We start from the raw sequence: 25,493 nt of genomic DNA on the forward strand, positions 1-25,493 counted from the left end.
GGCGTTGGCATGACCATCCTCCTTTGTACAGCACGGCAATATTCTGATCATTTACACGGCGAGCCTGCGGACGCCCTGTCACTGACCTATGATGACCGTTTTTTGCGCCGCAAGGTTCTGACCTGCGAAAGTGGCGAACAGATTCTTGTCGATCTGGCGCAAACGACGTCGTTGAACCACGGCGGCGCTTTGGTTCTGGATGATGGCCGCGAAGTAGAAATACAAGCTGCACCCGAAGCGTTGCTGGAAATAACCGCCCCGGATCTGACGCGCGTCGCTTGGCATATCGGCAACCGCCACACGCCTTGTCAGATCGAAAAGGATCATCTGCTGATCCAAGTCGATCACGTCATCCAAGACATGCTTTTGAAAATCGGGGCTTCGGTGCGGGAAGTGCATGAACCGTTCACCCCCGAAGGCGGGGCCTATGGCCATGGCAGGACTCATGGCCACGCCCACTGACGCCGACATCCTGACGCTGACGCAATGGTTGTCGCCCGCTTACCCTGTAGGGGGCTTTGCCTATTCTCACGGGCTAGAGACCGCAATTGACGAAGGGACCGTCACCGATTCACGATGCACCCAAGCCTGGATTTCAGATGTGCTGGAACATGGTTCTGGTTGGAACGACGCTCTGTTCGTTGTTTCGGCATACAACGCGCCGGATAAAGATGAACTTATCGGCATCGACGTTACTGCACGGGCCTTTTGCGCGTCCTCCGAAAGAAAAATGGAAACCGAGTTCCTAGGACAGGCATTCGGGACGGTGACTGGAAATGTCTGGGATTTAGACCTTCGAAAGTACTCCTATCCCGTCTCACTAGGCCAGGCCGCGCGTTTGCAAGGCCTTCCCCTTTTGCTGACGACAAAGATGTTTCTGCAAGCCTTTGCAAGCAACCTAGCCTCTTGCGCAACACGCCTTGTGCCGTTGGGCCAGACCGCGTCTCAGAAAGTGATCCGAGAATTGACACCGCTATGCGCCCGTATTGCCGAAACGGCGCAAAAGGCCAGCCTGGATGATTTGAACTCGACCGCGTTCCTGACAGACATCGCGTCGATGAAACACGAAACACAGTATTCAAGGATGTTCCGAACATGAGCAGTATGAACGGCCCCCTGCGCGTTGGCATCGGTGGTCCGGTGGGCGCCGGAAAGACCACTTTGACCGCAGCGTTATCCGAAGCCCTGCGCGATGTCTGCTCAGTGGGCGTTATCACCAATGACATTTACACGCAGGAGGATGCCGAAGCGCTGATGCGCATGCAGATCCTGCCGCAAGACAGGATCATTGGCGTGGAAACCGGTGGGTGCCCACACACAGCGATCCGCGAAGACGCCTCGATTAATTTGGCTGCGGTCGCCGAAATGCAAGACCGCCATCCCGATCTTGATGTGGTTCTGATCGAAAGCGGCGGGGACAATTTATCGGCTACGTTCAGTCCGGAACTCGCAGACCTAACAATTTATGTGATTGACGTCGCCGCCGGAGAGGAAATTCCACGCAAAGGCGGGCCGGCGATTACGAAATCGGACATTCTGGTCATCAACAAAACCGACTTGGCGCCGCATGTTGGTGCTTCGTTAGAAGTTATGGAACGTGATGCGCAAAGAATGCGCAAAGGACGGCCGTTTTTGTTCTCGTCCCTTCGTCGCAGAAAAGGGGTCGACGCAATTGTGGACCTCCTTGTGAAAGGCGGAGGTCTAAGGATTTCGCAAGCGCGTTAGATCGCCAGCAAAGATGGTAAGTTGTCGGCACACAAAGCCGATGTTGGACATCGATTGAAGGGGTCAAAAGGACAATCGTGTTTTTCACGCTTGTCCGGAAGCTACCTAAGATTGGTGCGCACGATCATCCTGTGCGCACCAAACTCAACAGGTGCGGATTACAACTCTACAACCACTTTCCCGACCGCAGCTCCGCTCGTCAGGTGCGCATAGGCTGCGCCGACATCGGCCCACCCAAACTTGTGTTCGTCAACAATAGGTTTGAGCCCCCCTGCATCCGCCAGATTCGCTAATGTCTTGAGGATGTCACCATGGGTTTGCCGCCCGACATCATGCATCATCGGGATCAGCATGAAGACGACGTGCAGGGACAGACCTTTGAAATGCGCGGGCGTCAAATCAATCTCGACCATCGCAACGGTTGAGGCGACATGGCCGTTGAGCTTGGCCGCTGCGAACGAGTTTGTCATGTTCGGCCCACCAACGCTGTCGAACACCACATCAAAGCCCACGCCATCAGTGTGCGCAGCCACGTAGTCTTCAACCTTTTGCGTTGTGAAATCCAAAGGACGCGCACTCAACCCCTCAATCAGAGCCATCTGATCCGCGCCGCGACCTGTTGCGGACACGGTTGCACCAAGGTGACGGGCAATTTGCACTGCGACATGGCCAACGCCTCCGGCGCCGCCCTGTACCAGCACGGTCTGCCCATCGCCTACACCAGCACGGGTCAACCCTTCGTAGGCGGTGATACCGACGAGGGGCAGCGCTGCGGCTTCCCGCATACTCAGCGATTTGGGTTTGTGTGCAATCAGGCGGGCGTCTGCGTTCATGTACTCTGCCAGAGTGCCAGAAATGTCCATCAGACCACCGGCGCAGCCGTACACCTCATCACCTAGGGCGAAGTTTGTCACTCCGTCGCCCAATGCAACGACTGTGCCTGCAAAATCCATGCCAAGTACGGCAGGCAGCGCGGGGGACAGGGGCAGTTCTGCCCCCATGCTTCGGATCATCGTGTCGACTGTGTTGACGCTGGTGGCCGCCACCTGGACCACCACATGTCCGGGTGCCGCAACCGGGTCTGGCATTTCTGCGGGCTCAAACTGTGCGTCGGGTCCATAGGTATTCAGAACCATTGCTTTCATTGGGAAATTCCTTTTCTAGCACCACGCTGGGGCGCGCATCGAGATATCGGGCGCCTGGGCATAGTTATTTTGATGGGGGTTCAGTTGATATCTTGCACCTGCATAACCAGGTCGCCCCACTTACGCTGATTTTCGATGTCGTGTTCCAAACCTTGTTCATCCGCGATGGCAAACCGTTTGACAGCCGGGGTTTTGCTGGTGGCCTGATAAAGCCAATAGGCTTCGGCCTTCAGTGCCTCATGAATGGGTTTGTCGATGGATTCATAGACCATCTGCTTGCAGGCGTTGATCGACTCTGCCGGAAATTGCGCGATCCGTTCGGCCAGCGCGGTCACATATGGGCCAATCTCATCCGGCTCCAAAGCCTTGTTGATCGTGCCCAGACGCTCTGCATCATCCGCGTCATAATCCTGCGCGCTCAGGATGATCTCAAGCGCTTTGCCAAGGCCGGTTTGGCGTGCCATCCGCGACGCGCCACCGCCGCAGGGCAGGATGCCCATACCGACCTCCATCTGCATGAACTTGTACTTTCCCCGCGCGGCAAAACGCATGTCGAGCGCCAGTGCCAATTCGTGCCCGCCACCGCGTGCGAACCCCTCCAGCTTAGCAATAGTGGCCTGCGGCACCTTGCTAATCCGTTCGCAAACCGATTGCAGGTCCAACAGCTGTGCATCCTCGCGGGATACCGCCTCGGTCGACATGTCTTTGAGAAGATCGGTGTCGTAGTGGCAAACCCAGATTTCTGGGTTGGCGGATTGGAAGATCACTACTTTGGTGTCGCGGTCGCGCTCTAGCCGCATGGCCAGGCTGTTGAGGTCGGCCAACATTTCCTGGCCTTGCACGTTCACGGAACCGAAATTGAATGTCACCGTGGCGATACCTTTTCTAACGGCAACCTCAAAAGTTTGGAAGTTTTCGTATTTCATAAGGCAGTCCTTTCTTGGGCCTCGACGCGGCGCGCGTGAGGGGTGATAGGAGGTAAAGGTGGATGTGTGTTTGAGGCTACCGCGCCGCCCGGATCAGCCTGTCTGGCTAATCAAGCCCTTGATTGTGTTCATGACGTTGGCCGCGTGATCTTTGTCGAGCGCTGCGGCATGTGGATCAGCGAAGGCCCCACTGTCATTGTCAAAATAGGCACCTGACGCGTCAGCAAACCGCCCGCCCAGGGCCGCATCCATCAGTATATCAGCGCCAATGCTCATATCGTTCCCAGAAACGCCAAAGCCCTCTTTCACCATCTTCGAGGCCAAAAGCGATCCGGGATTCACTGCCACCATCACCGGCCCATCGGGTTGTAATTTGGCCCTTTCCCTGGTCCAGATCGTGATAGCCAGCTTGCTTTGGGCATAGGCCTCCATGTCTGTCAGCGGCACATTGCCCTGCATGGACTTGACGTTTACCGGGGCCTGCGCCGCCGATGACAAGTTCACAACGCGCCCGTCGGAGGGAATGATCGGCAACAACAATTCGGTCAACAGATAGGGTGCAAGCGTGTTCACGACAAAGCGGATGTCCTGCCCATTCTCAAGCACCGTTTGCGGGGCTTTCAACACACCCGCGTTATTGATCAACACATCCAGTTGGTCATGTTTGGCGCGTATGGATTCGGCCAGTTTTCGAACCGCGGACAGATCGCTTAGATCAGCGGTATAGGTTTCGACATTGCCACCGACTTCGGCGGCAGCGCTCTCCAATTTTGGTGCGCTGCGCCCGTGCAAAAGCACTTGGTGCCCGTCAGCGGCCAGTTTCTTCGCTGTCAGCAAGCCAATGCCGTCAGTTGAACCGGTGATAAGAACAGTCTTGGTCATCAGTTTTATCCTTTAGAAAAGCCTGGCAGCACAACGTCTGCCAGACGTTCAAGTGTTGTGTCGATGGGTGCTTGATTGAACCTTAAGTTCAGCGCCACGTGATTGACCCCAAGGGTTTCAATCTCGCGAAGATAGTTGCACAGGAAATCAGTTCCGGACTGAAACCCAAGGTGGATCGGGCACGGAGGTGCAGCGGGATCGGCAACGACATCGACATAAAGCGATTGCATAACCGGCTTGTCCGGTTGCCCTGCCGCCTTCGTGCGTGTTCGGTATTCCGCGATGACCCGCCCTTGGGCTGCGGCGTTGCGTGGATAGGTTATCCAACCGTCCCCGTTCTGTGCCACCCAATCGGAGGTTTGCTGGCTGCCGCCAGTGATAAGCAACGGCAAACGCGTGCCATGCGGCTTTGGCAACAGATCAATGTCGCCAGACAGTGTGCCCTGCCCGCTTTCATGCGTGGGATAGTCCAATCCGACCGCGCGGATGTACTCAACACTATCGCGGAAACGTGCCCCCCGATCGTCAAAGCCCTGGCTCATCGCCGGGTACTCCTCGGGCCGGTCACCAGAAGCAACACCCAAGAGCAACCGACCACCCGATAGCACGTCCGCGGTCGCCGCCGCCTTGGCCACATGGGCTGGGTGACGCAGAGGCAGGATCACACTCGACGTTCCTAACGCAATCCGGTCTGTCACCGTTGCCAGCGCACCCAAATAGACAAAGGGATCGAAAACCTGTCCGGCATCACCAAAACTTGGAACATTGAAAGGCACGTCGCGCAGCCAAAGTGCTGCAAACCCAAGGTCCTCTGCCCTCCGCGCGGCCTCTAAGTGGCCCTGCATCGTCGGCTCTGCGCCGACCGCGTAGGATTCAAGCGGCAACACAAGGCCGACACTCAGCCGGCCCGGACGAAACACCCGGTTGTAGGCCACATTGATCTGGGCAAACTCGTTAGGCTGCATTTTATCCAACATCTCGGGACCCCTTTAATAGCGCACCAAGGTGCGGCTCTCGATGCTCTTGCGAATGGTGGTGACGTTTGGATCCTCGATCATATCAAGCGCGCTATGTGCCACCGACGGTAGCCCTTGACTGTCGTAGATGTTGAAAAACGCAACCTCGTCCGGCGTCATCTTGGAAAGATAGACCCATTCATGGTCAGGGTTTCCCACCAACCCCATGATTTGCCCTTTGCGGTCGGGATAGATCAGGTCCAGCAGAATCCAGTCAGACGGGTCAACTGAAGACGGGCGAACAAAGCCCAGCGGGGCGGAATTAATCGGATGTTCAACAGGACGCCACACATTGACAAAGGCAAAGTGACCTTGCGCCCATTCAGCTGCGGTCTCGGCCCCCAGCAGATCGACAAGGCGCTGCTCAGCCCCGTCCTTGCTGTAGTCACTGTGGACGTTGCGCGCGGGCTTGCGCGTGGCACCGGGATCGTCGACCCGAACGGTGTGATCAAAAATCACAACCTCTTGCGCACTCAGCCTGTCCAGAAGCATCCCGGTCAGTTCCGCATCATATGTCTGTTTCCAGGAGTCCCCGGTAAAATCCCGGACCTGCGATTTCAGCAATGTGAATTCTGCGGCATCAGATGCAAATGTGACTGACGTTGCCTTCGTGCGGGTATCCGCCAGCGCAACAGTCGTTGGAGCCAGTTCTGGGGAAATCAGGTTGCCCGCAACCCCACCTGAATCAAGTTCAAAGGCTTGCCGATAGGGCTTGTGAACATGGTAGTTGACTGTGGCTGTCCGTGTCATCTGCGCCTCCTGCCTAGGCCCTTTTGCGTCTACGAAAGGGATTTAATGTCGATCAAATTGCAGATAAACTGCCAATATCAGGATTTATAATTCGGATTTTGGATATAATGAGCCTTGATACAGATGCGCTCCGACTGTTTGTAAGGGCGGCAGAAATGCTCAACATCAGTGCTGCGGGGCGCACGTTGGGCATGGCCCCAGCTGTCTCCAGCGCAAAGCTTGCCAAGTTGGAACAGAGCCTGCGCTCTGAACTATTGCACCGAACGACCCGCAAAGTGTCGCTGTCTGTCGAAGGGGCCGATTTCCTGCCCTTCGCCCGCGAGATCATCGCGCAGGAAGAAGCCGCGCTTGCGGCCCTGGGCAAGCAGACGACAACGATCCGGGGCACATTGCGCTTTGCTGCGCCAAGCAGCTTTGCCCAACTCTACATCGCGCCGATCCTACCGAGGTTTCTTCAACAGCACCCTGATCTCACACTGGACTTGCGCCTTTCTGATGTTCAGTTCGACCTGATCGAAGGCAGCTTTGACCTTGCACTTAGAAACGCTCCGCTTGTGGACACCAGCTTGAAAGGCCGCAAATTGGCCGATGACCGGCGCATCCTGTGCGCTGCGCCGCACTATCTTGAAACGTACGGAACCCCCAATACGCCCGCCGAACTGGCAAACCACCATCTGATCGCCTTCCAAAACCGTCAACCGCGCCCGCTGACAGGCCCAGCAGGCGAACGTGCTGTATTCGACCCCGCATCTGCCAAAGGTCAATTGATTATCGACGACGGCCAAAGCCAGGTCTGCGCCACGCTGGCAGGGGCCGGTATTTCCTTGAACGCTTTATGGAGTGTGCATGAGCAACTGAAGTCAGGCCGGCTGACACAGGTTTTGCCGAACTTTGAAGCCGCAGAGGACAATGTCTTGTGGTTGATCTATCCCAAGTCCAACGTGCTATCCCCCAAAGTGCGGGTGTTCATGGACTTTCTGATCGCAGAGATTGGCGCAGCCCCACCATGGGAAACATGAACCGGAAAAGATCTGTCGCTGTCGTGTGGGCACAGATCGGGTTCTATGGCATCAAGCGATGTTGATTTTGCCAAGGCCGCCAATCTAAGTCGATCGTTGCCGTACACGGCTTAACGTCCAATACGCCAATGAAATCCTTGACCTACTTTGAATCAGAGTTCTTCATTGAGTAGAACATGATCAGAAAACACCGTTTGCACGACGGGTCAAACCAACAAGGGGAAGCATGCTGGTAGGGCGCAGGCGATAGTTCTGCTGAAACGGCAAGCAAAAATGTAGATGTCCGATATAGCGTCTTGGCTAATAAAACATGGTTTGTCCAAGTATGCTGCTGCCTTTGCAGAACACGAAATCGAACATGGTGATCTTTCTGAGCTAACAGACGATGACCTTGTGACAATCGGCCTCCCCCTCGGACCAAGGCGGCGTTTCATGAAGGCTGTTCGCTTCGATGCAGAGCCAGGCCTAGACCCACACAACACCGGTACTGGCCCCGAGATCATCGCGGAACGGCGACAGCTTACCGTCATGTTCATCGATTTGGTCGGATCAACGGAAATTTCACAACGCGTCGATCCGGAAGATCTGGCCGATGTTCTTCGACTTTTCAAAGAAACATGTGCTGCGTCGGTTGCTGCGTTTGATGGCCATATTGCCAGCTATTACGGCGATGGGATTATGGTCTTTTTTGGATTTCCCCACGCGCATGAAGATGATCCAGAGCGGGCAATTCGGGCGGGCCTGCGCATTATGAATGAAATGCCGAAAATTCGCACCCACGCGAAACTTAACGTCCGTATCGGGGTTGCGACCGGATTAGTTGTCGTCGGTGATCTGCGTGGCGAAAACATGTTTGAGGACGGGACGGCGATGGGTGAGACGCCGAACCTGGCCGCGCGCCTTCAGGCAATGGCGGATCCAGGTACGATGATCGTCGCCCCCAGCACGCATCAGTTGGCCGGTGATACCTTCGAATACGTTCTGCGAGGCGCGTTCAAGCTCAAGGGTTTTGCTAAAGAGGTCGAAGCTTGGCAGGTGACGGGTGAGCGGCAAACCGTCAGCCGTTTTTTGGCAATAGATGATGTGTTGCTTAAGCCGTTGGTGGGTCGCTCCGCAGAATTAGAGACCCTCAATGACAAATGGACGCTTGCCAGCGGTGGTCAGGGACAGGTTGTGTTGGTGTCGGGCGAGCCTGGAATTGGCAAGTCGCGGCTGGTGGAAGAATTCAGGCAAAATTCTTCGGATCTGCCGGGCATCCAGATGCGATATCAGTGTTCTCCCTACCATTTTGCGACTGCGTTCTATCCTGTCATTCGACAACTTGAGAATGTCGCCAAGCTCCGTTCCGAAGACTCGAACGAGGCAAAGCTTGAAAAAGTCCGCGCTGTTCTGGACGATCATTCCAACGATGCATTGAAGCTGGCCGCGTCCCTTCTGTCCATCCCATTCGAGGATCAATTGGGCCCCCTGAACCTGACGCCTCAGCAGCTCATGGATCAGTCATTAGACCTGCTGCTAGGCAATCTCACGTCTGAAGCAAGGGAGCGGCCGGTTCTATTCTTGTTTGAAGATGCGCATTGGATTGATCCAACGACCAAGCTGCTTTTGGACCGAATAGTGGACCGAATTCGCGACCTTCCGGTTCTGGTCGTCATGACATTCAGGCCCGAGTACGACCCGGGCTGGACGCTGCAATCGAACCTCACGAAAGTTGTTTTGAAGCAGTTGGATTTTCAAGAGGTGAAGAGCATTGTGGACGAAGTCGCCAAAGGTGAGGTGATCTCGGACGAGATGTACGACGCGGTCGCGGCGAGATCTGACGGAGTGCCGCTATACATAGAGGAAGTGACCAAAGATCTCCTTGAATCTGGTATTCTAACCAAAGGCCGAGACACTTACACGATGGGTGGGGCCTCTCCGGCCAACTCGGTGCCCAGCACGTTACATGATGCACTTATGGCGCGCCTTGATCGTTTGAGTTCTGCCAAGGAGGTGGCCCAGATAGGGGCCGTAATCGGGCCGCAATTCAGCTATCCTTTGATCTCTAAAGTGGCCGGTATTGGCGATGAAGCGCTGCGTGCGAATCTGGAACTATTGCTAGAGGCAGGCATCGTTACCGTTTCTCGCTCTGAAGATTTTGAAACCTTCAGCTACTGTCATGCCCTCATTCGTGACACTGCCTACAACAGCCTATTAAAGCGGGAACGTCGCGTTCTGCACTCTCGCGTAGCGCAACAACTTGATGACACTTCGACGCACACGGGTGATGCCAGCCCAGAAGTGCTGGCCCATCATTACACTATGGCTGGCATGCGTAAGGAGGCCGTCAATTACCGGTATCTTGCCGGTCAGCGTGCTGTCCAACGATCCGCGAATACAGAGGCGAACACGCAGCTTTCCTTGGCGATCGAACAGTTGAGTGAACTGGAACAAAGCACTGAGCGAGACCGCAAGGAAATTGAGATTCAGGTTCTGAAAGCAGGCGTTCTACGATCAACCGCTGGGATTGCAGCGGATGAGACCGGCTCGGTCTACGCAAGGATTCGCGACCTGTGCGAACGCGTTGAAGAAACCGATCATCTGTTCCCGGTTCTGAACGGTTTGTATTCCTTTCATTTGGTGCGCGCCGAGTATGATTTGGCCAAGAACGTTGCCACGCAATTGCTGGAATTGGCGACTACAACACGCGAGACGCAGCACCAAATGGTGGCACATCGCGCCATGGGCGCCGTGTTGTTTCATATCGGGGAATTGGGTTCAGCATACGAGCATTTGAACAAGGCGTTAGAACTCTACAGCCGGAAACGTGATGGCCACCTTGCGTACATTTACGGGTCGGACCATGCGGCCATCACTTCGTGCTTTTTAAGTTTGGCCATGTGGATGCGCGGGGATCCAGACAACGCTCTTGAAGTTCAGACGCAAGCGGTGGCGGGCGCAGAAGAACTTGAGCATGCCCACAGCATTGCGCAGTCGCTGACCTATCTGTGCATGCTTTACCTCCTGAGACGTGAACCTGATAACGTACTCGGGGCTGTTGAAAAGCTTGAGGCGCTTTCAGTCAAACACTCATTCACGTTCATGTCCTTGACTGCGACCCTCTGGCGATGCTGGGTGAATGCGTATCTTTCGCCAAACCGGGAAACGATCCTTTCGTTACTGAAAGCTTCAGAAGCTTGGTGGGCAAGCGGGGCGGGAAACTATAAGCCGTTCTTTCTTACTCTGATTGCCGAACTCGCACTCAAAACCGGTGATCGGGAAGGTGCCTTGAGCTTTTTGACTCAGGCGCGTGAATACCAAACTCAAACCAATGAGGGATGGGCCCAATCTGAGACGGATCGGGTCTATGCGCTTGCGCGGTGCGAGAATGAAGTGGCCGAACAAGAGTTTCGTGAGGCTTTGAAATCTGCGAGGCGGCAAAAGGCAGGAATGCTCGAGCTACGCGTCTCGGTAGATTACATCAAGCAATGCAATCGTTTTGAACAAGCGCAGATTGCCGCCTTTGATCTAAGTGCCGTTTTAGAGAGGATCACAGGAGGTGAGCATACGACCGATGTGAGTGATGCATTGAAGCTAATTGCTGAAAAATCTGTCAGTTGAACCTCAGATATCCGCATGAAATGGCCGAAGCTGAAGCTTTGTGTTTTCGTTAGGTATTTGTGCAGATTTTGTAACGGCAATCGCACAGTTTGTGTCCGTGCAGCCTTTTTACGCACGCGGCGAATAGCTAGTTTTACCGTCCGCAACCCAGCAAAAAATAACCGGCTACAAACGGCTAGAATGGGTCGCAATCTCCTTCCATTGATGGCCTATCAGGAATTGGGCCCTTGTTCAGAAGATCCTACGGGCTCATCCAGATCCAACACTGCGGGGTCGATCATGCGTTTGTTTGCGCTCATCTTGACAGAATTCCGCATTGCCTCACTGCGCCGGAGCAATCGCCGGAAACGCGCTTCGTCGAGCATTAGCAGTGTCGAGGGGGCCAATGCCCGCACGTTTACGCGACGGGGCCGTTTCAACAGCATGGCCAATTGCCCAAACATTTCACCACGACCTAACCGCGTAGTATGTCTGCCGAGTTCCACTTCGACTGCCCCAGAAGCGATAAAGAATACACTCCCCGCGAATTCGTCTTTGGAAATGATCGTGTCACCCGCGTTGGCATATCGGGTTCGCAATGCTCTGCTGAGTTTCCTCAGTGACGCTTTGTCGAGATCAGAAAATAGTGGAAACTGCCGGACCAGATCCCGTCCTTTAAGGGCAATGTCCAGTACCGGACGCCCTTCAGACAAAGCACGTCGCGCCGCCACTTCCTGCATCAACACCGAATAGAGCTCTTCGCCCACAAGGCCGTCCTCGCGCATGACCGCGTATTCACGCTCTTCCAGCCGGAGCGCCGTTCGCCGGATGAACCGCCGCTCCAGCTTTTCGGCGTAGCCTGGATATTGGAGCCGCAATCCGTCAAGCGCTGCCTCAACCGCCTCGGATCGACGCGCCAACAGGTCGTCAAGCAATTCCGCAACCCGGCGGCCGTGGATTCGACGTATGCGCCCACGGACGAACCCATCAAGGTCCCGCAGGATCAGTCGCTGCATGAGCAGTCTTTCAAACCGATCCGTTGTAATACGCGTGAGTGGAAACGAGATTCGAAGCCGGTTGTGCAAAAAAACGGCGATCCGGAAAGACCTGCCGTAAACGACGGACCGGTTAGACGCGCGCTGATAGCCGAGCCGCCCTCCGGTCCGTGCGCCTTCTATGAGGCGATCCGCGTCGGACAGAATCTTCTCACTCAGCACAGATGACGTGGTGCGCTCTCGCATCCGGGCCAATACGGAATCCCGCTCTGCCCCAGCCAGCGCAATAAGGCCAAGTGTGATCCGATCACGATCAAGAATCTGCGCGCTGTCTTCAGCCGCGTTTACGGCCTCGTCGAGGCGTTCACTGAACTGTTTGGCTTCGTTTCTGACGATATCGTGGGTCAAGTCGTAGTTTTCTGCAATGCGGGACACGTCCTCGCGCACCGATTGCAAGGCGACGGCGACCACTTGGCGTGACAGTGCCGTATCAAGCGGAGAGAGCCTATCGAGCCCCAGTTTTGTGATCACTGCGCGCAAGGTTGTTCCCTGCACAATCAGTGTAAACAGCGTAAAGCCAGTGGCCAGGATGCCGACCAGTCGCTTGGTCTCCAGCGGGATATGCGTGCTTTCGGTGACTGCCAGCGCCAACGCCAGTGTCACGGCTCCCCGCAGTCCACCCCACAGCATCGCGGTGCGATAGGGGCGTTCAACAGCTGGCGACAGACCGATTGTCGTGAGCAATGGCAACAAGCCGAACAGAACCGCCGCCCGTGCAAATACTGCAGCAAGAACCACGACGGCCAACAGACCGAAGTCAGACGGCTGCACCCCTTCCAACAGTCTCGGAATCAGCAATGCCGCAAGAATAAAGATCAGCGCGCCCGCCCAATGTGCCAGCAGGTCCCATACTTCTTGAAGATTTGTCCAACCGGCCGGTGACAAACGACCGGGACCCGTGAGGTTAAGCGTAAGACCTGCGGCCACCACGGCGATAACACCAGAAGCCCCGATGCTTTGTTCTGCAACGATATACGCGAGATAAGGCAGTGCAACGGAAATAGAAATTTGTGCCATATCCCAGCGGTCGACGAACGCCATCACCCAAACAGCCATGCGCGCCATGAGCCAACCGGTGAAAGCACCTCCTGCGATTAGCAGCGGAAATTGCCCCACAGCTTCACTTAGCAATGGGTCGGGCCTTCCGAGCATGACAAAGCTCATGAATAGTCCGAAAAGAGCAATGGCAGCGGCATCGTTAAGGAGGCTTTCGCCTTCGATAATTCGCGACAGCCTGCGCGGTGCGGAGATCGATCGAAAAATGCTGACAACCGCCGAAGGGTCAGTTGTCGACACAATTGCGCCGATCAACAGACAGGCGGCCAGTGGCAGCGTACTTACCCAACTCAGCGCATAGCCAATGGAAAGTGTCGCCACGATCACCGCGACAACCGCCATCATCAGGATGGGCATCCAATCGTCCAGCATCCTGCGCAGGTTCATGCCAAGCGTCGCCTGAAAGAGCAATGTTGGCAGGAAAACATAGAGGAAGACGTTAGACCGGATCGGCAGGTCAATAATCGCTTGCGCGCCCGGGTTCAGCGCATCCGTCAGGTCGGTGTTAAGAAAGAATGCCGCGCCAAGCCCAATCACTATCCCAAGAACAGCTAGGATAACGCTGTAGGGCAAGCGCAATCGCGCGGCCAGTGGTTCCGCCACCCCGATTACAACAAAAAGAGAAGTGATGATGGTCGTAATGACGACGATATCCATCCATACGTATTACCTGAGAACTCGACCTAATGGAATCCACCCTTCAAGCGTTTCGACCACATCGGATCAAAGTGTTAAAATACACTCGCCAGGCTGTGCAGTTGCAGCCGATGCCAGCAGTGACTGGGCAAACTACGGCACCAGACCCACGATTTGAAGGATTGAATAAGCCAACCGATTAGGCCGCCCCCAGGCGTTAGGTTCCGATGACTTCAATGGGCGCCAAACAACTTTAAGATCACTGGCCACATTCGGAGCAGTGCTATCCACCAAGCTGTGACCATGAAGAAGTTGCAAGGCGCGTAAGCTGCTAGCTTTCTTGTGGTACCCTCTGCCATATCAGCGGCAGAGGGCCTATTGCGTCACAGGGCCTTTCGGAAGATAATCTTGTCATCGCCGTCCGCCCAGAAATCGCGGATGCGCGCTTCTTCCTCATAGCCATTCTGAGCATAGAACTTGCGCGCGAGTGCAAAGTTGTCAGTGCCAGATGTGTCTACGATTAAGATACGTTGCCCTTTGTCTTTCAAATACTGTTCCGCGGCCTTGACCAAGGCCGCGCCCAGACGTTTGCCTTGCAAGTCTGGGCGCACCGCGAGCGCGAGCATCTTCCAGGTTCCGTCAGCAAGGTCTTCTGGAACGATGTAGCACAAGCCGACGGCTTCGTCGTCTGAGTGGCACGTAAGCCAGAGAGCTTCTGTTTCCCCTGACAACGTAGGTGCCAGCATATCCGGAAGCATCTCGCTTGGGAAAAGTCCTGTATTGTCCAGCACGGCTTTGAGACCTGGAATGTCGTCAGAAGACGTTGGCTTGATTATTGGATTTGTCACTTTCTAGTTCACCTTAAGCCACGATGCGGGCAGCAATCCGGAGCGACTTTTTTCGACACTCAGACGCAATGTTTCAGCGCACGATAAGGCAAAGGTAAGACCAGCACCCCACTTTCTGTGCCTATTCGTCAGTTACAAGCCGACTGGCCTGCATACATTCCAAGTCCGGCACCAGCCGCCGTTGCAAGGGTCTGGCCTGTGCCCGAACCAACCTGATTGCCTAAGACGCCACCCAAGGCTGCACCCCCCAATATCCCAGCGGCACATCGGGCGTCGTTTTGTGCTTGAGCCTGAGTTGGTGTTGTCGGGGCTCCACATGCTGCCAAGAGCAACGTGCCACCAAGCAGGCATACTACTGCTGTCTTCTTCATGTCGGTTTCCTTACGTTCACGCGTATGTCTTAGATGCTTGTTTCTGGACATGTAGGGTCTGCTCAACTGCTCTCCAACCCGCGGTCGATTTAGACGCGAAAACCCGCCTAGTGGCGCGGTGTTTCGCCAATTGAGAAATATCGCCGCGCAATACCGGGGTGAACCGCAGCTTAACCCACCATTGGCTCGCCCATCACACCCAGGCCGAGAAAAGCAATTTTTGCCATTACCGTTTCTTATCTACAAAAGGTCTCGCGGTGTTTTTCCAGCAAAGAATGCGTCTAAGTTGTCCAATGCGCGAAAGCCCATGGCGTCCCGGGTTTTAGTCGTGGCGCTACCTATATGCGGCAACATGAAGATGTTTTCGTGCGCTGCGAACTTTGGATTTCCGCCCGGTTCTGTCTTAAAGCAATCAAGCCCTGCGGCAGCCAGCTTTCCACTTTCAATGGCTTGCAGCAGCGCGTCTTCATCAACAAGAGCGCCACGAGCTGAGTTGACGAGTATTGCATCGTCAGGCAGCGCAGCCAACCGTTCGGCATTCATAAGGTCCAGAGTTTCGGGCGTCGCAGGACAGTGAAGCGATAAAAAGTCGGCCACTGGCAAAAGAGTATCGACGCTTTCGTGATAAATTGCCCCCTGTTCCTTATCAGGTGACAGGCGGGTGCGGTTGAAATAGTGAACTTCCATATCAAACCCGCGCGCTTTTATTGCAAATGCCCGACCCACGCGCCCCATCCCGACGATGCCCAGACGCGCACCCGTGAGTTGCTTGCCGACCATGAAAGATGGGCTCCAACTGTCCCAAGCACCTGTACGCATAAGGCGATCGCCTCGGACAGCGTGTCGCGCCGCACCAAGCATGAGCAACATTGCAAGTTCCGCCGTAGCGTCAGAAAGGACATCTGGTGTGTTTGTCACCACGATCCCCCTTGCTGCCAAGGCCGGCAGGTCGCAATGGTCCACACCAACAGAATGGTTCGCGACAATTTTCAAACGCGGGTCAAGCTTTGACACGACCTCTGCTGAGAAGTGTTCCGAATGGCAGGGCATTATTGCGTCCACCTTGGAACTCATCTCAATGATCTCTTCTGACGTGCCCGGAGTATCGGCTTCGTTCAGGATCACGTCATAATCCTTTCGCGCACGCGCTATGGTTGCGTCGGACACGCGGCGCGGCAGCCATAGGACTGGTCTGTCACTCATGCGTTCAGTCCTTTTTGACGGCGTCTTCCCAGAAATTATAAAGCGCCAAGGCAATTACAAAGACCGCAATACACAGGAAAGGCAAACCGCCCCAAAACCCGGCAAAGCCAGTTGAAATGCTGTGTGCAAGGCCAAGAACAAAAACCATCATCAGACCGGTGCCGATAATGCCCATAAGAATGTTTGTAAGTCGCGACATCGTTTAATTTCCTTACTGTTCTTGTTCGGCGAGGGTGCGTTGTACCCATGATGCAGTGCGCAGAAGCCGGTCATCTTCCTCGACTGCGCCAATCAATTGCACGCCGATTGGCAGGTCATTCTGCCCAACCAGCAAAGGCAAGGTGAGGCACGGTAACCCCGCCAGCGTCCAAGTCAGGCAAAAGACTGAATCGCCAGTATGCCCTGCTGTCAGTGGCACGGCCTCTCCTGTAGCCGCAGGGGCAAGGATTGCATCGAATTCGGTGAAGTATTCTGCGAAAAAGCTTTGAGCAGAGATCATGACAGCCAAGGCATCTTCATACTGCGCCAAGCTTATTTCTGTTCCTCGGGTTATTGCAGACTGCATCTCGAGGCTGAGTTCCGGCCAATGAGCTTCGGAAATCTCAACCATGTTCTCGCGAATTTCGTAATCGTAGATCGTTTTGTGAACATTAATGAGGTTAGCTAATTGACGGGATGCCGAAAATCGCTCGACCCGGCCGCCCAAGCCTTCGACAACGGCATTAAGGCCTTCGACGGTATCCACATCCAAACGATCATTGAACGGAAAATCCAGCCAGGCGATGTTCGGTTCGACAGGCACCTCTGCCCGCACGCCTTTCAGCATGTTAGCCCGCGGTCTGGCAAAGCTGGCGGGATCGGCTTGGTCATAGCTAGACAGGACGTCTGTAAACAAAGCTATGTCTTCCAGAGAATTTGCAAATCCGCCGACATGATCCAGCGACACAGATGTGCGAAAGACACCGCTACGCGAGATTGTTCCGCGGGAGGGTTTGAAACCGTATACGCCACAATACGAGGCGGGGCGGATCACCGAACCACCGGTCTGGGTTCCAATCGCCAATGGAACGTGTCTGGCCGTAACTGCAGCGGCAGATCCGCTGGAGGACCCGCCCGGAGTTCGGCTGTGATCCAAAGGGTTGGTGGTGTCGGCCGGATTCATGAAGGCAAATTCAGTGGTCTTGGTCTTGCCCATGATCACCGCTCCGGCTTCACGAAGATGCTCAACCAGCCGAGCGTCCGTCTCAGGTTGGCGGCCTGAAAAAATTACCGATCCGCGTTGCGTGGGCATGTCTTTTGTATCGACAATGTCTTTCAGTCCGACGGGCACGCCATGCAGTGCCCCTATCGCCCGCCCTGCCTTGCGAATACGATCCAGCTCACGCGCCTGATCGAGTGCCACGCCGGCGTCCAGGTATGCCCATGCCCGAACCTTGTCATCCGTTTCCTCAATTCGCGCCAAGCAGGCCTCAACCAATGCTTCGGATGAAATGCGTCCGGTTCGGATAGCTTCGGCGGATTGAACCGCCGAGAACAGTGACAGATCATGCTTGGTCATGGCACCCAAACCCCAAACAGATAATCAGGAAGCCACAGGGCGATCCCCGGGAACTGATACATCAGCACCATGCACAGGATCACGATAGCCAGATAGGGCATCAGACCTTTGAAGATCTCCATCAACTGGATCTGGTTCTTCAGAACCCCTTTCAGATAATAGGCTGACATGGCCATGGGAGGCGTCAGGAATGAGGTCTGTAAATTCAGTGCAACCAGCATCGCGAAGAAATACGGATTGACCCCAAACGTATCCAGCATCGGCAGAAAGATAGGCACAAAGATGATCAAGATCTCGGACCACTCAAGCGGCCATCCGAGCAGGAAGATAATCAGCTGAGCAAGGACCAAGAACTGCCAGGGTTGAAGGTTCATACCGACGACCCAATGCTCGATCACATCGTGTCCACCAAGATAGGAAAAGATCGAGGCGAAGGTCCAAGAGCCGACAAACAACCAGCACACCATGGCCGTTGCCTTAGCTGTGAGAAAGACACTCTGTTTGACTTTGTCCCAAGTGAGCGATCGATACAGCATCGCCAGAACCAAACCGCCCAATGCGCCCATTGCCGCCGCTTCAGCCGGGGTCGCCAGACCACCAAGAATGGAGCCAAGCACTAGCATGATCAAAACGGTCAAAGGCACAAACGAAACCAGCAAATCCATATAAATCTGCCGTTTCGGAGGAATGTCTTCCTCTTGTGGTTTTGGTGCCAGCGACGGGTTTATCCAGACGCGCACCATTACATAGACGATGTATAACCCCGCCAACAAAAGACCCGGGAAAACAGCCGCAGCATACAAGCGCAATGGTGATAGCTCTGCAATGGCGGCATAGACGATCAGCATAATCGACGGTGGGATCAGAATTCCCAAAGTTCCACCCGCACAGATAACGCCAGAGGCGAAGCTGCGCTGATACCCGGCATTCGCCATCGCAGGATATGCAAGCAGACCCATCAGAGTAACAACTGCACCAACAATCCCAGACGCGGTCGAAAAAACTGCGCAGGTCAGCAGCGCCGCAATGGCCAACGAGCCTGGCAGATTTCGCGCCGCCATGTAGAGCGAGAAAAACAGGCGATCGACAATGTTCGCCCTCTCGACCACGTATCCCATAAATAGGAATAATGGGATGGCAACTAGCGTATCATTCTCCATCACCGAATAGGTGTTTTGGTTCAGAAGGTAGAAGATGTTGTTGTTGAAGATGTCCGCAATGGTCTCGGGCGCGGACTGGTAGTAGGCGTAGTACCCAAAACCGACACCCATGGCGAGCAACGTGAACGCAATGGGAAAACCCAGCAGCACCAAAACAATGAAGAGGCTGAGCATCAGGATGGCGACTTGTGGATCAGTCATCGCTGCGACCTCCTTCTTGAGTGCCAGTTGTTCGAATTTTGTCGATGGTATTTTCCATCAACATGTCTTCGGTTTCGCGCACGTCATCGAGCCGCTCGAGCCAGACGCCATTTCGCATCGCCAGCCAGCACCGGGCCATTTCGGCAAGGCCTTGAAGCATAAGAAGGAAACCAGCGACCGGGATCAGGGTTTTGAAAAAGTAAATCTGGATGCGCGCAGGGCTGTTCCAGCTGACCTCTTCATAGCGCCAACTGTCTTTCGCGATCTCCCACCCGTACCAGAACAAAGCGAACATGCCGGGAAAGAAGAACAGAATGTATAGAACAAAATCGACCCGAGCCTGCCAGCGGACAGAGAACAGCCGGTACAGAACATCGCCGCGGACGTGCGCGTCTTGCGCCAGCGCATAGGCCCCTGCCATCAGAAACAACGCGCCATACATCTGGACCATCATGTCGAACGCCCAGACGGTTGGCTTGTTCAGCACATACCGGACGAACACTTCGTAAGACACGGAAAGTGTCAGAATTAGGATGCACCATCCAAAGGCTTTGCCGACCCATTGGCTTAGCCCTTCAATGGCGTGGATTGTCTTGATCAAGGTCAGTTCCTCGCCTGTTCTGCCCGGAGTTCAGGAAGCCGCGCCACAACGCGACCTCCTCATTTCAAAGGTATTCAGGCCTCAACCGAAGTAGTGCTTGTATGCAAGCTTGTAGTCCGGTTGGTTCAGGTTGAGATAATTCATCACGGTCTTCGCATAGGCCTTCTGGCTTTCAATTACCTTTGCGAAGAACGGATCCTCGTTGGCAATCCGTTCAACGACCACATCCCAAGCATTCAGCTGTGCCTGCATCACACTGTCGGGGGTGCGATATACGTTAACGCCCTGCTCCTCTGCCAGTGTGACCAGATCCTCGGAATAGCGCTTGGTGTTGTTCCAGTAGAAGTTGGAGTTTTCGGCTTCTGACGCATACTTCAAAATGGCTTGAAGCTCAGGCGCAAGGGCGTTGTATTTGTCCTTGTTGAACGTGACCTCGAAGAATTCCTGACTCTGGTGGAACGACGCAAGGTGATAATGCTTGGACACATCCTGCATCCCAAAGTCACGGTCCGACGTTGGATTGTTGAATTCCGCCGCGTCGATCAGACCTGACTTCATTGCTGGCTGAATTTCACCTCCCGGCAGCTGTACGACCGACATTCCCATCTCAAGCAAAACATCTGCCGCAAGACCAACGGTGCGGTACTTCAGACCATTCATTTGATCTGCGCTTGTGATTTCTTCTTTGAACCAGCCAAGCGGCTGAGCCGGCATGGGTGAGTTGAAGAATGATACGACATTGAGGCCCAGAATGCCCATCAATTCGTCGAATAGTTCCTGACCACCACCATAGTTCACCCAACCCAGAACTTCCTGGCTGGACCAGCCAAAGCAGGGGCCAGTTCCAAAGAGCGACGCTGTCTTCGACTTAGAGTACCAATAGGCCGGCACGTAGTGCGCAGCATCCAGAACGCCGCGGTGAACAGCATCCTGCATCTGGCTTGTTTTTACGACGGAATTCACGGGCAACAGTTCGATCGTGAGTTTCCCGCCGGACATTTCGTTCACGCGGTTAACGTAAGACTGCGCGTTTTCCAGAAAAATACCGCCTCCCCAGGCGGCCTGCATCTTAAGGTTGGTTCCTTCCTGAGCATGGACAGCTGGAGCTGCAAGCGCACCGGCGCCCACAACAGCAGAGCCACGCAGAAAATTTCTGCGGTTCAAAGATTTTGTCATGTTTCCTCCCTTAACTGGGCCTTGACCGATTTTGCCTCGGCATTGGCACCAATCCACTCTCCAGCGGATAGGAGTAACGATAAGACAGATTCCAAATATTTCAAAATATTTTGGAATACTCTTGAAATTTGGACAACAAATCCATTCAACCTATTGATTATTTTATATTTTTATTTTTCATTTTTTTACCCCGCTGAACGAGCTAGAATCTTTCAGCAAGAAACTGAGCATTGGTTGCCCTGAGTATGAATGAACAAAAAAACCCGCTTCGCCGAGGACGCCCGCGCCTAAAAGCGAATGAGGAGAAAGCCGAAACATCGCCCGTTGTTGCGCTGGATCGCGGCATTCGCGTGCTGATCGCTCTCTCAGATACGCGCTGCGCGACACTTGCGGAACTGGCCAGAGTCACGGCAATCCCAGTTGCGACGGTACACAGGCTTTTGACCACGTTGCAGCAGCGAGGCATGGTTGTTCATTATGCCGAGCAAGGCAAATGGCGAATTGGACCGCAGGCCTACCGGATCGGCAGTACGTTTGAAGATGGATCAAATTTGCTCGAAGTCGCGCCGTCAGTGATGCGCACGCTGTCAGAAGACACCGGTGAGACAGCAAATCTGGCAATCGAAGAATGTGGGCAGCTATTGTTTCTCATTCAGGTCGAATCCGATAACCCAATAAGGGCTTCTTTCAAAAACGGAACTGCGGCGTACTTTCACACATCCGGTGTGGGAAAAGCTATGATGGCATTTATGGACGAGGCCGCGGTTGAGACCCTTTTGGCCCCACAAACACTAGTCCGCCAGACGCCCAATTCCATTACAGACCTGCAAGAGCTGAAGTCAGTACTCCGCAAGTCCAGACAGCGTGGATGGGCCTTGGACGATGAAGAACGGTTTTTGGGTATGCGTTGTATTGCTGCGCCTATCTTCGACTCGCTGGGCAAAGTTGTTGCGGGCGTTTCGGTTTCCGGTCCAGTTACAAGATTTCCCGAAAACAAGCTTGAAGATCTGGCAGCATCGGTTGTCCAAGCTGCCAAAACCATTTCAGAAAGGCTCCAAAATTCCCCAATTGGAAGCTGATTGCATAAACGCCGCAGGTTATTGAAACTTGTTGCGATTTTTGAATTTTCGGTGAAAAGCCGCAGCACTGGATGGTTTTTTTAGGGGCAGTGCCGCAAAAAATGCTGTGGAATGCGCTAATTCTCGGCTTGGGACAACGATTGACAATCTGACCCTCATCCAATGGCTCTGGCCATCACACTGTCAATACGAAAGATAAATTCTCTGTGATGTGATACAATAAGCCCGAAAAACCTGAGGGGGGCAACGTGGATCAACGATTGCGTGCCTGGCTGAGTCGCCTGGGATTGGAGAGCTATGCTTCGTTGTTGGAAGAAAACGACGTCGACATTGAGACTCTGCGCCATCTGAATGACGAGGACTTGAAAGACCTTGGCTTCAGCCTTGGGCACCGTCGTCGCCTGCTTGCGGCCATTTCGCCAGCGGCACAAGCCGTAAAGAAAGACACGATTGAAAACGCAGCACCCGAGCGGCGGCTGCTTACTGTTTTGTTCGTTGATATTGTGGATTCCGTTGTCCTCTCAAGACAGCTGGACCCCGAAGAGATGCGGAATCTGGTCACAAAGTACCAGTCGGCAGTTGTATCAGCTGTCCTTCGGTATCAAGGCTATGTCGCCAAATTTCTCGGAGATGGCGTTTTGGCCTATTTTGGGTGGCCCGAAGCCCATGAAGATGAAGCTGAACGAGCAGTAAAGGCAGCAAAAGATGCCTTTGCAGCAATTCAGGAAATTCACTCACAAGACGGACGGCAACTCCAAGCGCGTGCAGGTGCAGCTAGCGGAGAAGTTGTTATTGGAACAATAGTTGGCGATGTCATGAATGATGACGCCGCCGTCATCGGGGCAACACCCGGCTTGGCTGACCGGCTTCAACGCCTGGCGCGGCCATACGAAATTGTTGTTGGCCCATTAACCCGTCAACTCTTGGGCCGCCGATTTGAAGTGGAAGACATTGGCCAACATGAATTGAAAGGGTTTGACGAGCCTGTACAAGCCTGGCGCGTCGGCACGGAAACAACTGTCGAAACACGTTTTGAAGCATCCCGGTTCCAAGGTTCAACGCCATTGGTTGGACGAGCTTCGGACCTTCACTTAATTCGTGATGCATGGCAGCAAGCAAAGGCAGGATCGGGTCAAGTGATTTCATTGACCGGAGATCCGGGCATCGGCAAATCGCGATTGGTAGAAGAAATGCGGCACGAAATCTCTGGAGACAGGCGTTTCGGCTATCGTTACCAATGCTCTCCTCATCACACCAACGATGCCTTTTTTCCATTGATCACCGGGATGCGGAGAGCAGCCGGGATTGCAGAACAGGACTCGGTAGCGGCGCAACTTGAAAAACTAGAGAACATACTGGGGCTGACGGATATCCCGTTGACCGAAAGCGTGCCTCTGATCGCGTCGCTGTTAAGGGTAGAAACTGAAGGGCGCTACGATGCCCCGGATTTCCCTCCGGTGCAATTGCGCCGCGCGATAATTCGCTGCCTGATAGATCAAGTGCTGCGTATGAGCGCACAGCACCCGATCATCATAGTTATTGAAGACATCCATTGGGCCGATCCGTCGACGCTGGAGCTGCTGCAAAACATGATTTCTGAGGCCGCTGAAGCGCCAATCATGTTATTGCTAACGTACCGACCGGAATTTCAGCCTGATTGGAACGACTGCGGCTATTGGCGTGAGATTGTCCTTAGTCGGGTCGGTCGGCGGCAATCTTTGCGGATTTTAAACTCCGTTTCTGGGGGAGACGTGAGCGAGGAAGCCGCCGCGCAAATTATTAAACGTGCCGATGGCGTGCCGCTCTACATCGAGGAACTGACCAAGGCATTTCAAGAGGCGGGGTTGAGCAGTGGGGATGTTGTTCCCGCCACGCTTCACACATCGCTTTCAGCACGCCTGGATCGGCTTGGGTCGGCAAAAGCGATTGCTCAGATTGGGTCCGTCATTGGGCGTGAATTCGATCACAAAGACATTGTGGACTTGTCGGCAGAGGTCGGCATGGACTGCCTGCAAGCGCTTGAAAAGCTTGTTGAATCTAGATTGATACTCCGCATGGGCGTTCCGCCAATGGCAAGCTACATGTTCAAGCATGCTCTCGTCCAAGATGCTGCCTACTCCACTTTATTAAAGAGCCGACGCCACGAGTTGCACTCAGCATTTGCCGATCTGCTTGAAAGAAAAAGTTCTGATAACAATAGCGAGACCGCAGGAATTGTGGCCCATCACGCCTTTCTTGGCGAGGATTGGCCGCGTGCTTTCCGAGAGTTTCGCAGAGCGGGCGAAGACGCGGTTGAACGCTCGGCACTGCGCGAAGCAGCAGGCCAGTTTCGCAGGGCGCTCGACGCGCGTAAAAATTTTGAAATGGATGCCGAAACTGCAACCGCAGCAATAGATACGAAATTTGCGCTACGGAACGTTCTTTGGGCACTGGGACAGTTCGCCGCTATTCTAGATCCACTTGACGAAGCCGAGAAGTTGTCGCTCACGTTGGAAGACGATGTGCGCCTTGGTTGGGTTTCCGTTTATCGTGGCGCAAGTTTGTGGCAAGTCGGACGCTCTGCTGACTCCAAGGCAGCCGCCGAACGCGGGCGCGATATTGCTCGGGATTCCGGTGATCGATCGCTGGAAGTTGCGGCTGATTTTTACCTTGGCTGTACATTCGTAACCTCTGGTGAACTGCGCACAGCCGAGAGATACTTCGAACGTGTTGTTTCAAATCTGCCTGGCGATGCTGCGCTCGAAAAGTGTGGGCTGCCTTTTGCACCTGCGATTATCGCCCGGTCCTGGCTGGTCTGGTCTTACGCCGAGCGTGGCGAATTTGAACGTTCTTCGCATCATGCAGAACAAGCCGTCGCGCTTGCGGATCTTCAAGACAATCCTTTCAACCGCGCGCATATCGGTTACGATATTGGCTATTATCAGATTGTACGTGGTGACATCGCGGCTGCGTGTGCGACTCTTGGCAACGCGAGTTCGATCATCGACGTTTGGGGCCTCACCTATCTATCCCCTTTCACGAACGGATTTCTTGGGTTTGCTGAAATCCTGGCCGGAGAGGTTGAGAAGGGCCTGGCGAGGCTTGAGCAGTCTTGTCAGTTGTATGATGACATCGGGCTTGGTTTGTTCAAGTCCCTGGTTTTTACCCAGCTGGCCTTCGGATATCTCAAAGCCGGTCGCATCGAAGACGCATCCAAACGTCTCGGTCGCGCACTCGAAATAGCGCGCAGTCGTGGTGAACGCGGTCACGAAGCCTTTGGTTTGTTTGTGATGGGCGAAGTCTTAAGCAATGCAGGCGCTGGTGAGGAATACGACGCGATGAAATGCTATGAGCGTGCCTTGGAGATTTCAACTGAGCTGGAAATGCGCCCATTAGCGGCACAGTGCGAACGCGGGCTGAGCCGAATTAAATCCAGGATAGGGCATACCGATACCCAAGATCCTATGAGCCGGGAAAACAAGTTTTTTGATGGACTTGGTCATCCCAGGGACAAACGAACCTAGGCGC

The 25,493-nt window shown here is 54.3% G+C and carries 21 protein-coding genes; 7 read left to right on the forward strand and 14 right to left on the reverse strand.

Features of this window, described 5'->3' with window-relative positions; genetic code table 11:
* The first annotated feature begins 9 nt into the window (after positions 1-9).
* The 3 genes from ACR0AL_RS15710 to ureG are packed head-to-tail and all read left to right on the forward strand — an operon-like array spanning position 10 to position 1,725.
* A complete protein-coding gene (locus ACR0AL_RS15710; RefSeq protein WP_170350814.1) occupies positions 10-462 on the forward strand; it encodes an urease accessory protein UreE in 453 nt (150 codons plus the stop codon).
* A complete protein-coding gene (locus ACR0AL_RS15715; protein ID WP_480567557.1) occupies positions 434-1,099 on the forward strand; it encodes an urease accessory protein UreF in 666 nt (221 codons plus the stop codon). Before ACR0AL_RS15710 ends, ACR0AL_RS15715 begins: the two co-directional genes overlap by 29 nt.
* Positions 1,096-1,725 (forward strand): urease accessory protein UreG, encoded by a 630-nt coding sequence (gene ureG / locus ACR0AL_RS15720; RefSeq protein WP_170350812.1) that lies wholly within the window; start codon positions 1,096-1,098, stop codon positions 1,723-1,725. The genes ACR0AL_RS15715 and ureG overlap by 4 nt, the downstream gene beginning before the upstream one ends.
* Positions 1,726-1,883: 158 nt before the next feature.
* Here the strand turns inward: ureG and ACR0AL_RS15725 are convergent, their stop codons facing one another.
* The 5 genes from ACR0AL_RS15725 to ACR0AL_RS15745 form a co-directional block, all read right to left on the reverse strand.
* Positions 1,884-2,870: a zinc-dependent alcohol dehydrogenase family protein gene (locus ACR0AL_RS15725; protein ID WP_480663772.1), complete on the reverse strand. Its 987-nt coding sequence runs from the start codon at positions 2,868-2,870 to the stop codon at positions 1,884-1,886.
* Positions 2,871-2,950: 80 nt separating this feature from the next.
* Positions 2,951-3,796 carry an enoyl-CoA hydratase/isomerase family protein gene (locus tag ACR0AL_RS15730; RefSeq protein ID WP_480648594.1) on the reverse strand — a complete coding sequence of 282 codons (846 nt, stop codon included), beginning with the start codon at positions 3,794-3,796 and terminating at the stop codon, positions 2,951-2,953.
* A 93-nt stretch (positions 3,797-3,889) separates the two neighbouring features.
* Complete coding sequence (locus ACR0AL_RS15735) at positions 3,890-4,678, reverse strand: SDR family NAD(P)-dependent oxidoreductase (protein ID WP_480663774.1); 789 nt, start codon at positions 4,676-4,678, stop codon at positions 3,890-3,892.
* Positions 4,679-4,683: 5 nt separating this feature from the next.
* On the reverse strand, positions 4,684-5,655 hold the full coding sequence (locus tag ACR0AL_RS15740; RefSeq protein WP_480663776.1) for an LLM class oxidoreductase: 972 nt from the start codon (positions 5,653-5,655) through the stop codon (positions 4,684-4,686).
* A gap of 12 nt (positions 5,656-5,667) precedes the next feature.
* The gene (locus tag ACR0AL_RS15745; protein WP_170350807.1) at positions 5,668-6,444 is read right to left on the reverse strand and encodes a CmcJ/NvfI family oxidoreductase; all 777 of its coding nucleotides are present in this window, start codon (positions 6,442-6,444) and stop codon (positions 5,668-5,670) included.
* Between the two features lie 107 nt (positions 6,445-6,551).
* On the opposite strand from ACR0AL_RS15745, the gene ACR0AL_RS15750 reads away from it, so the two are divergent.
* Both ACR0AL_RS15750 and ACR0AL_RS15755 read left to right on the forward strand, forming a co-directional pair.
* Positions 6,552-7,463, forward strand: a complete 912-nt coding sequence (locus tag ACR0AL_RS15750; RefSeq protein ID WP_480663778.1) for a LysR family transcriptional regulator — start codon at positions 6,552-6,554, stop codon at positions 7,461-7,463.
* A gap of 279 nt (positions 7,464-7,742) precedes the next feature.
* Positions 7,743-11,063, forward strand: a complete 3,321-nt coding sequence (locus ACR0AL_RS15755; protein WP_480648601.1) for an ATP-binding protein — start codon at positions 7,743-7,745, stop codon at positions 11,061-11,063.
* Positions 11,064-11,275: 212 nt separating this feature from the next.
* Here the strand turns inward: ACR0AL_RS15755 and ACR0AL_RS15760 are convergent, their stop codons facing one another.
* The 9 genes from ACR0AL_RS15760 to ACR0AL_RS15800 all read right to left on the reverse strand — a co-directional run bounded on the left by ACR0AL_RS15760 (position 11,276) and on the right by ACR0AL_RS15800 (position 20,907).
* The gene (locus ACR0AL_RS15760) at positions 11,276-13,810 is read right to left on the reverse strand and encodes a cation:proton antiporter (RefSeq protein WP_170552935.1); all 2,535 of its coding nucleotides are present in this window, start codon (positions 13,808-13,810) and stop codon (positions 11,276-11,278) included.
* A gap of 362 nt (positions 13,811-14,172) precedes the next feature.
* Positions 14,173-14,637 (reverse strand): GNAT family N-acetyltransferase, encoded by a 465-nt coding sequence (locus ACR0AL_RS15765; protein ID WP_480663780.1) that lies wholly within the window; start codon positions 14,635-14,637, stop codon positions 14,173-14,175.
* Between the two features lie 128 nt (positions 14,638-14,765).
* Positions 14,766-15,008, reverse strand: a complete 243-nt coding sequence (locus tag ACR0AL_RS15770; RefSeq protein ID WP_170350802.1) for a glycine zipper 2TM domain-containing protein — start codon at positions 15,006-15,008, stop codon at positions 14,766-14,768.
* A 240-nt stretch (positions 15,009-15,248) separates the two neighbouring features.
* Positions 15,249-16,211 (reverse strand): 2-hydroxyacid dehydrogenase, encoded by a 963-nt coding sequence (locus ACR0AL_RS15775; RefSeq protein ID WP_480663782.1) that lies wholly within the window; start codon positions 16,209-16,211, stop codon positions 15,249-15,251.
* Between the two features lie 4 nt (positions 16,212-16,215).
* The gene (locus tag ACR0AL_RS15780) at positions 16,216-16,410 is read right to left on the reverse strand and encodes a hypothetical protein (protein WP_170350800.1); all 195 of its coding nucleotides are present in this window, start codon (positions 16,408-16,410) and stop codon (positions 16,216-16,218) included.
* Between the two features lie 12 nt (positions 16,411-16,422).
* Positions 16,423-17,769, reverse strand: coding sequence for an amidase (locus ACR0AL_RS15785; protein WP_480663784.1), 1,347 nt, complete (start codon positions 17,767-17,769; stop codon positions 16,423-16,425).
* Positions 17,766-19,130: a TRAP transporter large permease gene (locus ACR0AL_RS15790; protein ID WP_170350798.1), complete on the reverse strand. Its 1,365-nt coding sequence runs from the start codon at positions 19,128-19,130 to the stop codon at positions 17,766-17,768. The genes ACR0AL_RS15785 and ACR0AL_RS15790 overlap by 4 nt, the downstream gene beginning before the upstream one ends.
* Positions 19,123-19,731 carry a TRAP transporter small permease subunit gene (locus tag ACR0AL_RS15795; protein WP_170350797.1) on the reverse strand — a complete coding sequence of 203 codons (609 nt, stop codon included), beginning with the start codon at positions 19,729-19,731 and terminating at the stop codon, positions 19,123-19,125. Before ACR0AL_RS15795 ends, ACR0AL_RS15790 begins: the two co-directional genes overlap by 8 nt.
* A gap of 81 nt (positions 19,732-19,812) precedes the next feature.
* Positions 19,813-20,907 carry a TRAP transporter substrate-binding protein gene (locus ACR0AL_RS15800; protein ID WP_170350796.1) on the reverse strand — a complete coding sequence of 365 codons (1,095 nt, stop codon included), beginning with the start codon at positions 20,905-20,907 and terminating at the stop codon, positions 19,813-19,815.
* A gap of 245 nt (positions 20,908-21,152) precedes the next feature.
* Between ACR0AL_RS15800 and ACR0AL_RS15805 the strand changes: the two genes are divergently transcribed.
* Both ACR0AL_RS15805 and ACR0AL_RS15810 read left to right on the forward strand, forming a co-directional pair.
* On the forward strand, positions 21,153-21,986 hold the full coding sequence (locus tag ACR0AL_RS15805) for an IclR family transcriptional regulator (protein ID WP_170350795.1): 834 nt from the start codon (positions 21,153-21,155) through the stop codon (positions 21,984-21,986).
* A 248-nt stretch (positions 21,987-22,234) separates the two neighbouring features.
* The gene (locus ACR0AL_RS15810) at positions 22,235-25,489 is read left to right on the forward strand and encodes an adenylate/guanylate cyclase domain-containing protein (protein WP_480663786.1); all 3,255 of its coding nucleotides are present in this window, start codon (positions 22,235-22,237) and stop codon (positions 25,487-25,489) included.
* The last annotated feature ends 4 nt before the right edge of the window (positions 25,490-25,493 follow it).

The organism is Ruegeria sp. BB1, from assembly GCF_056539465.1.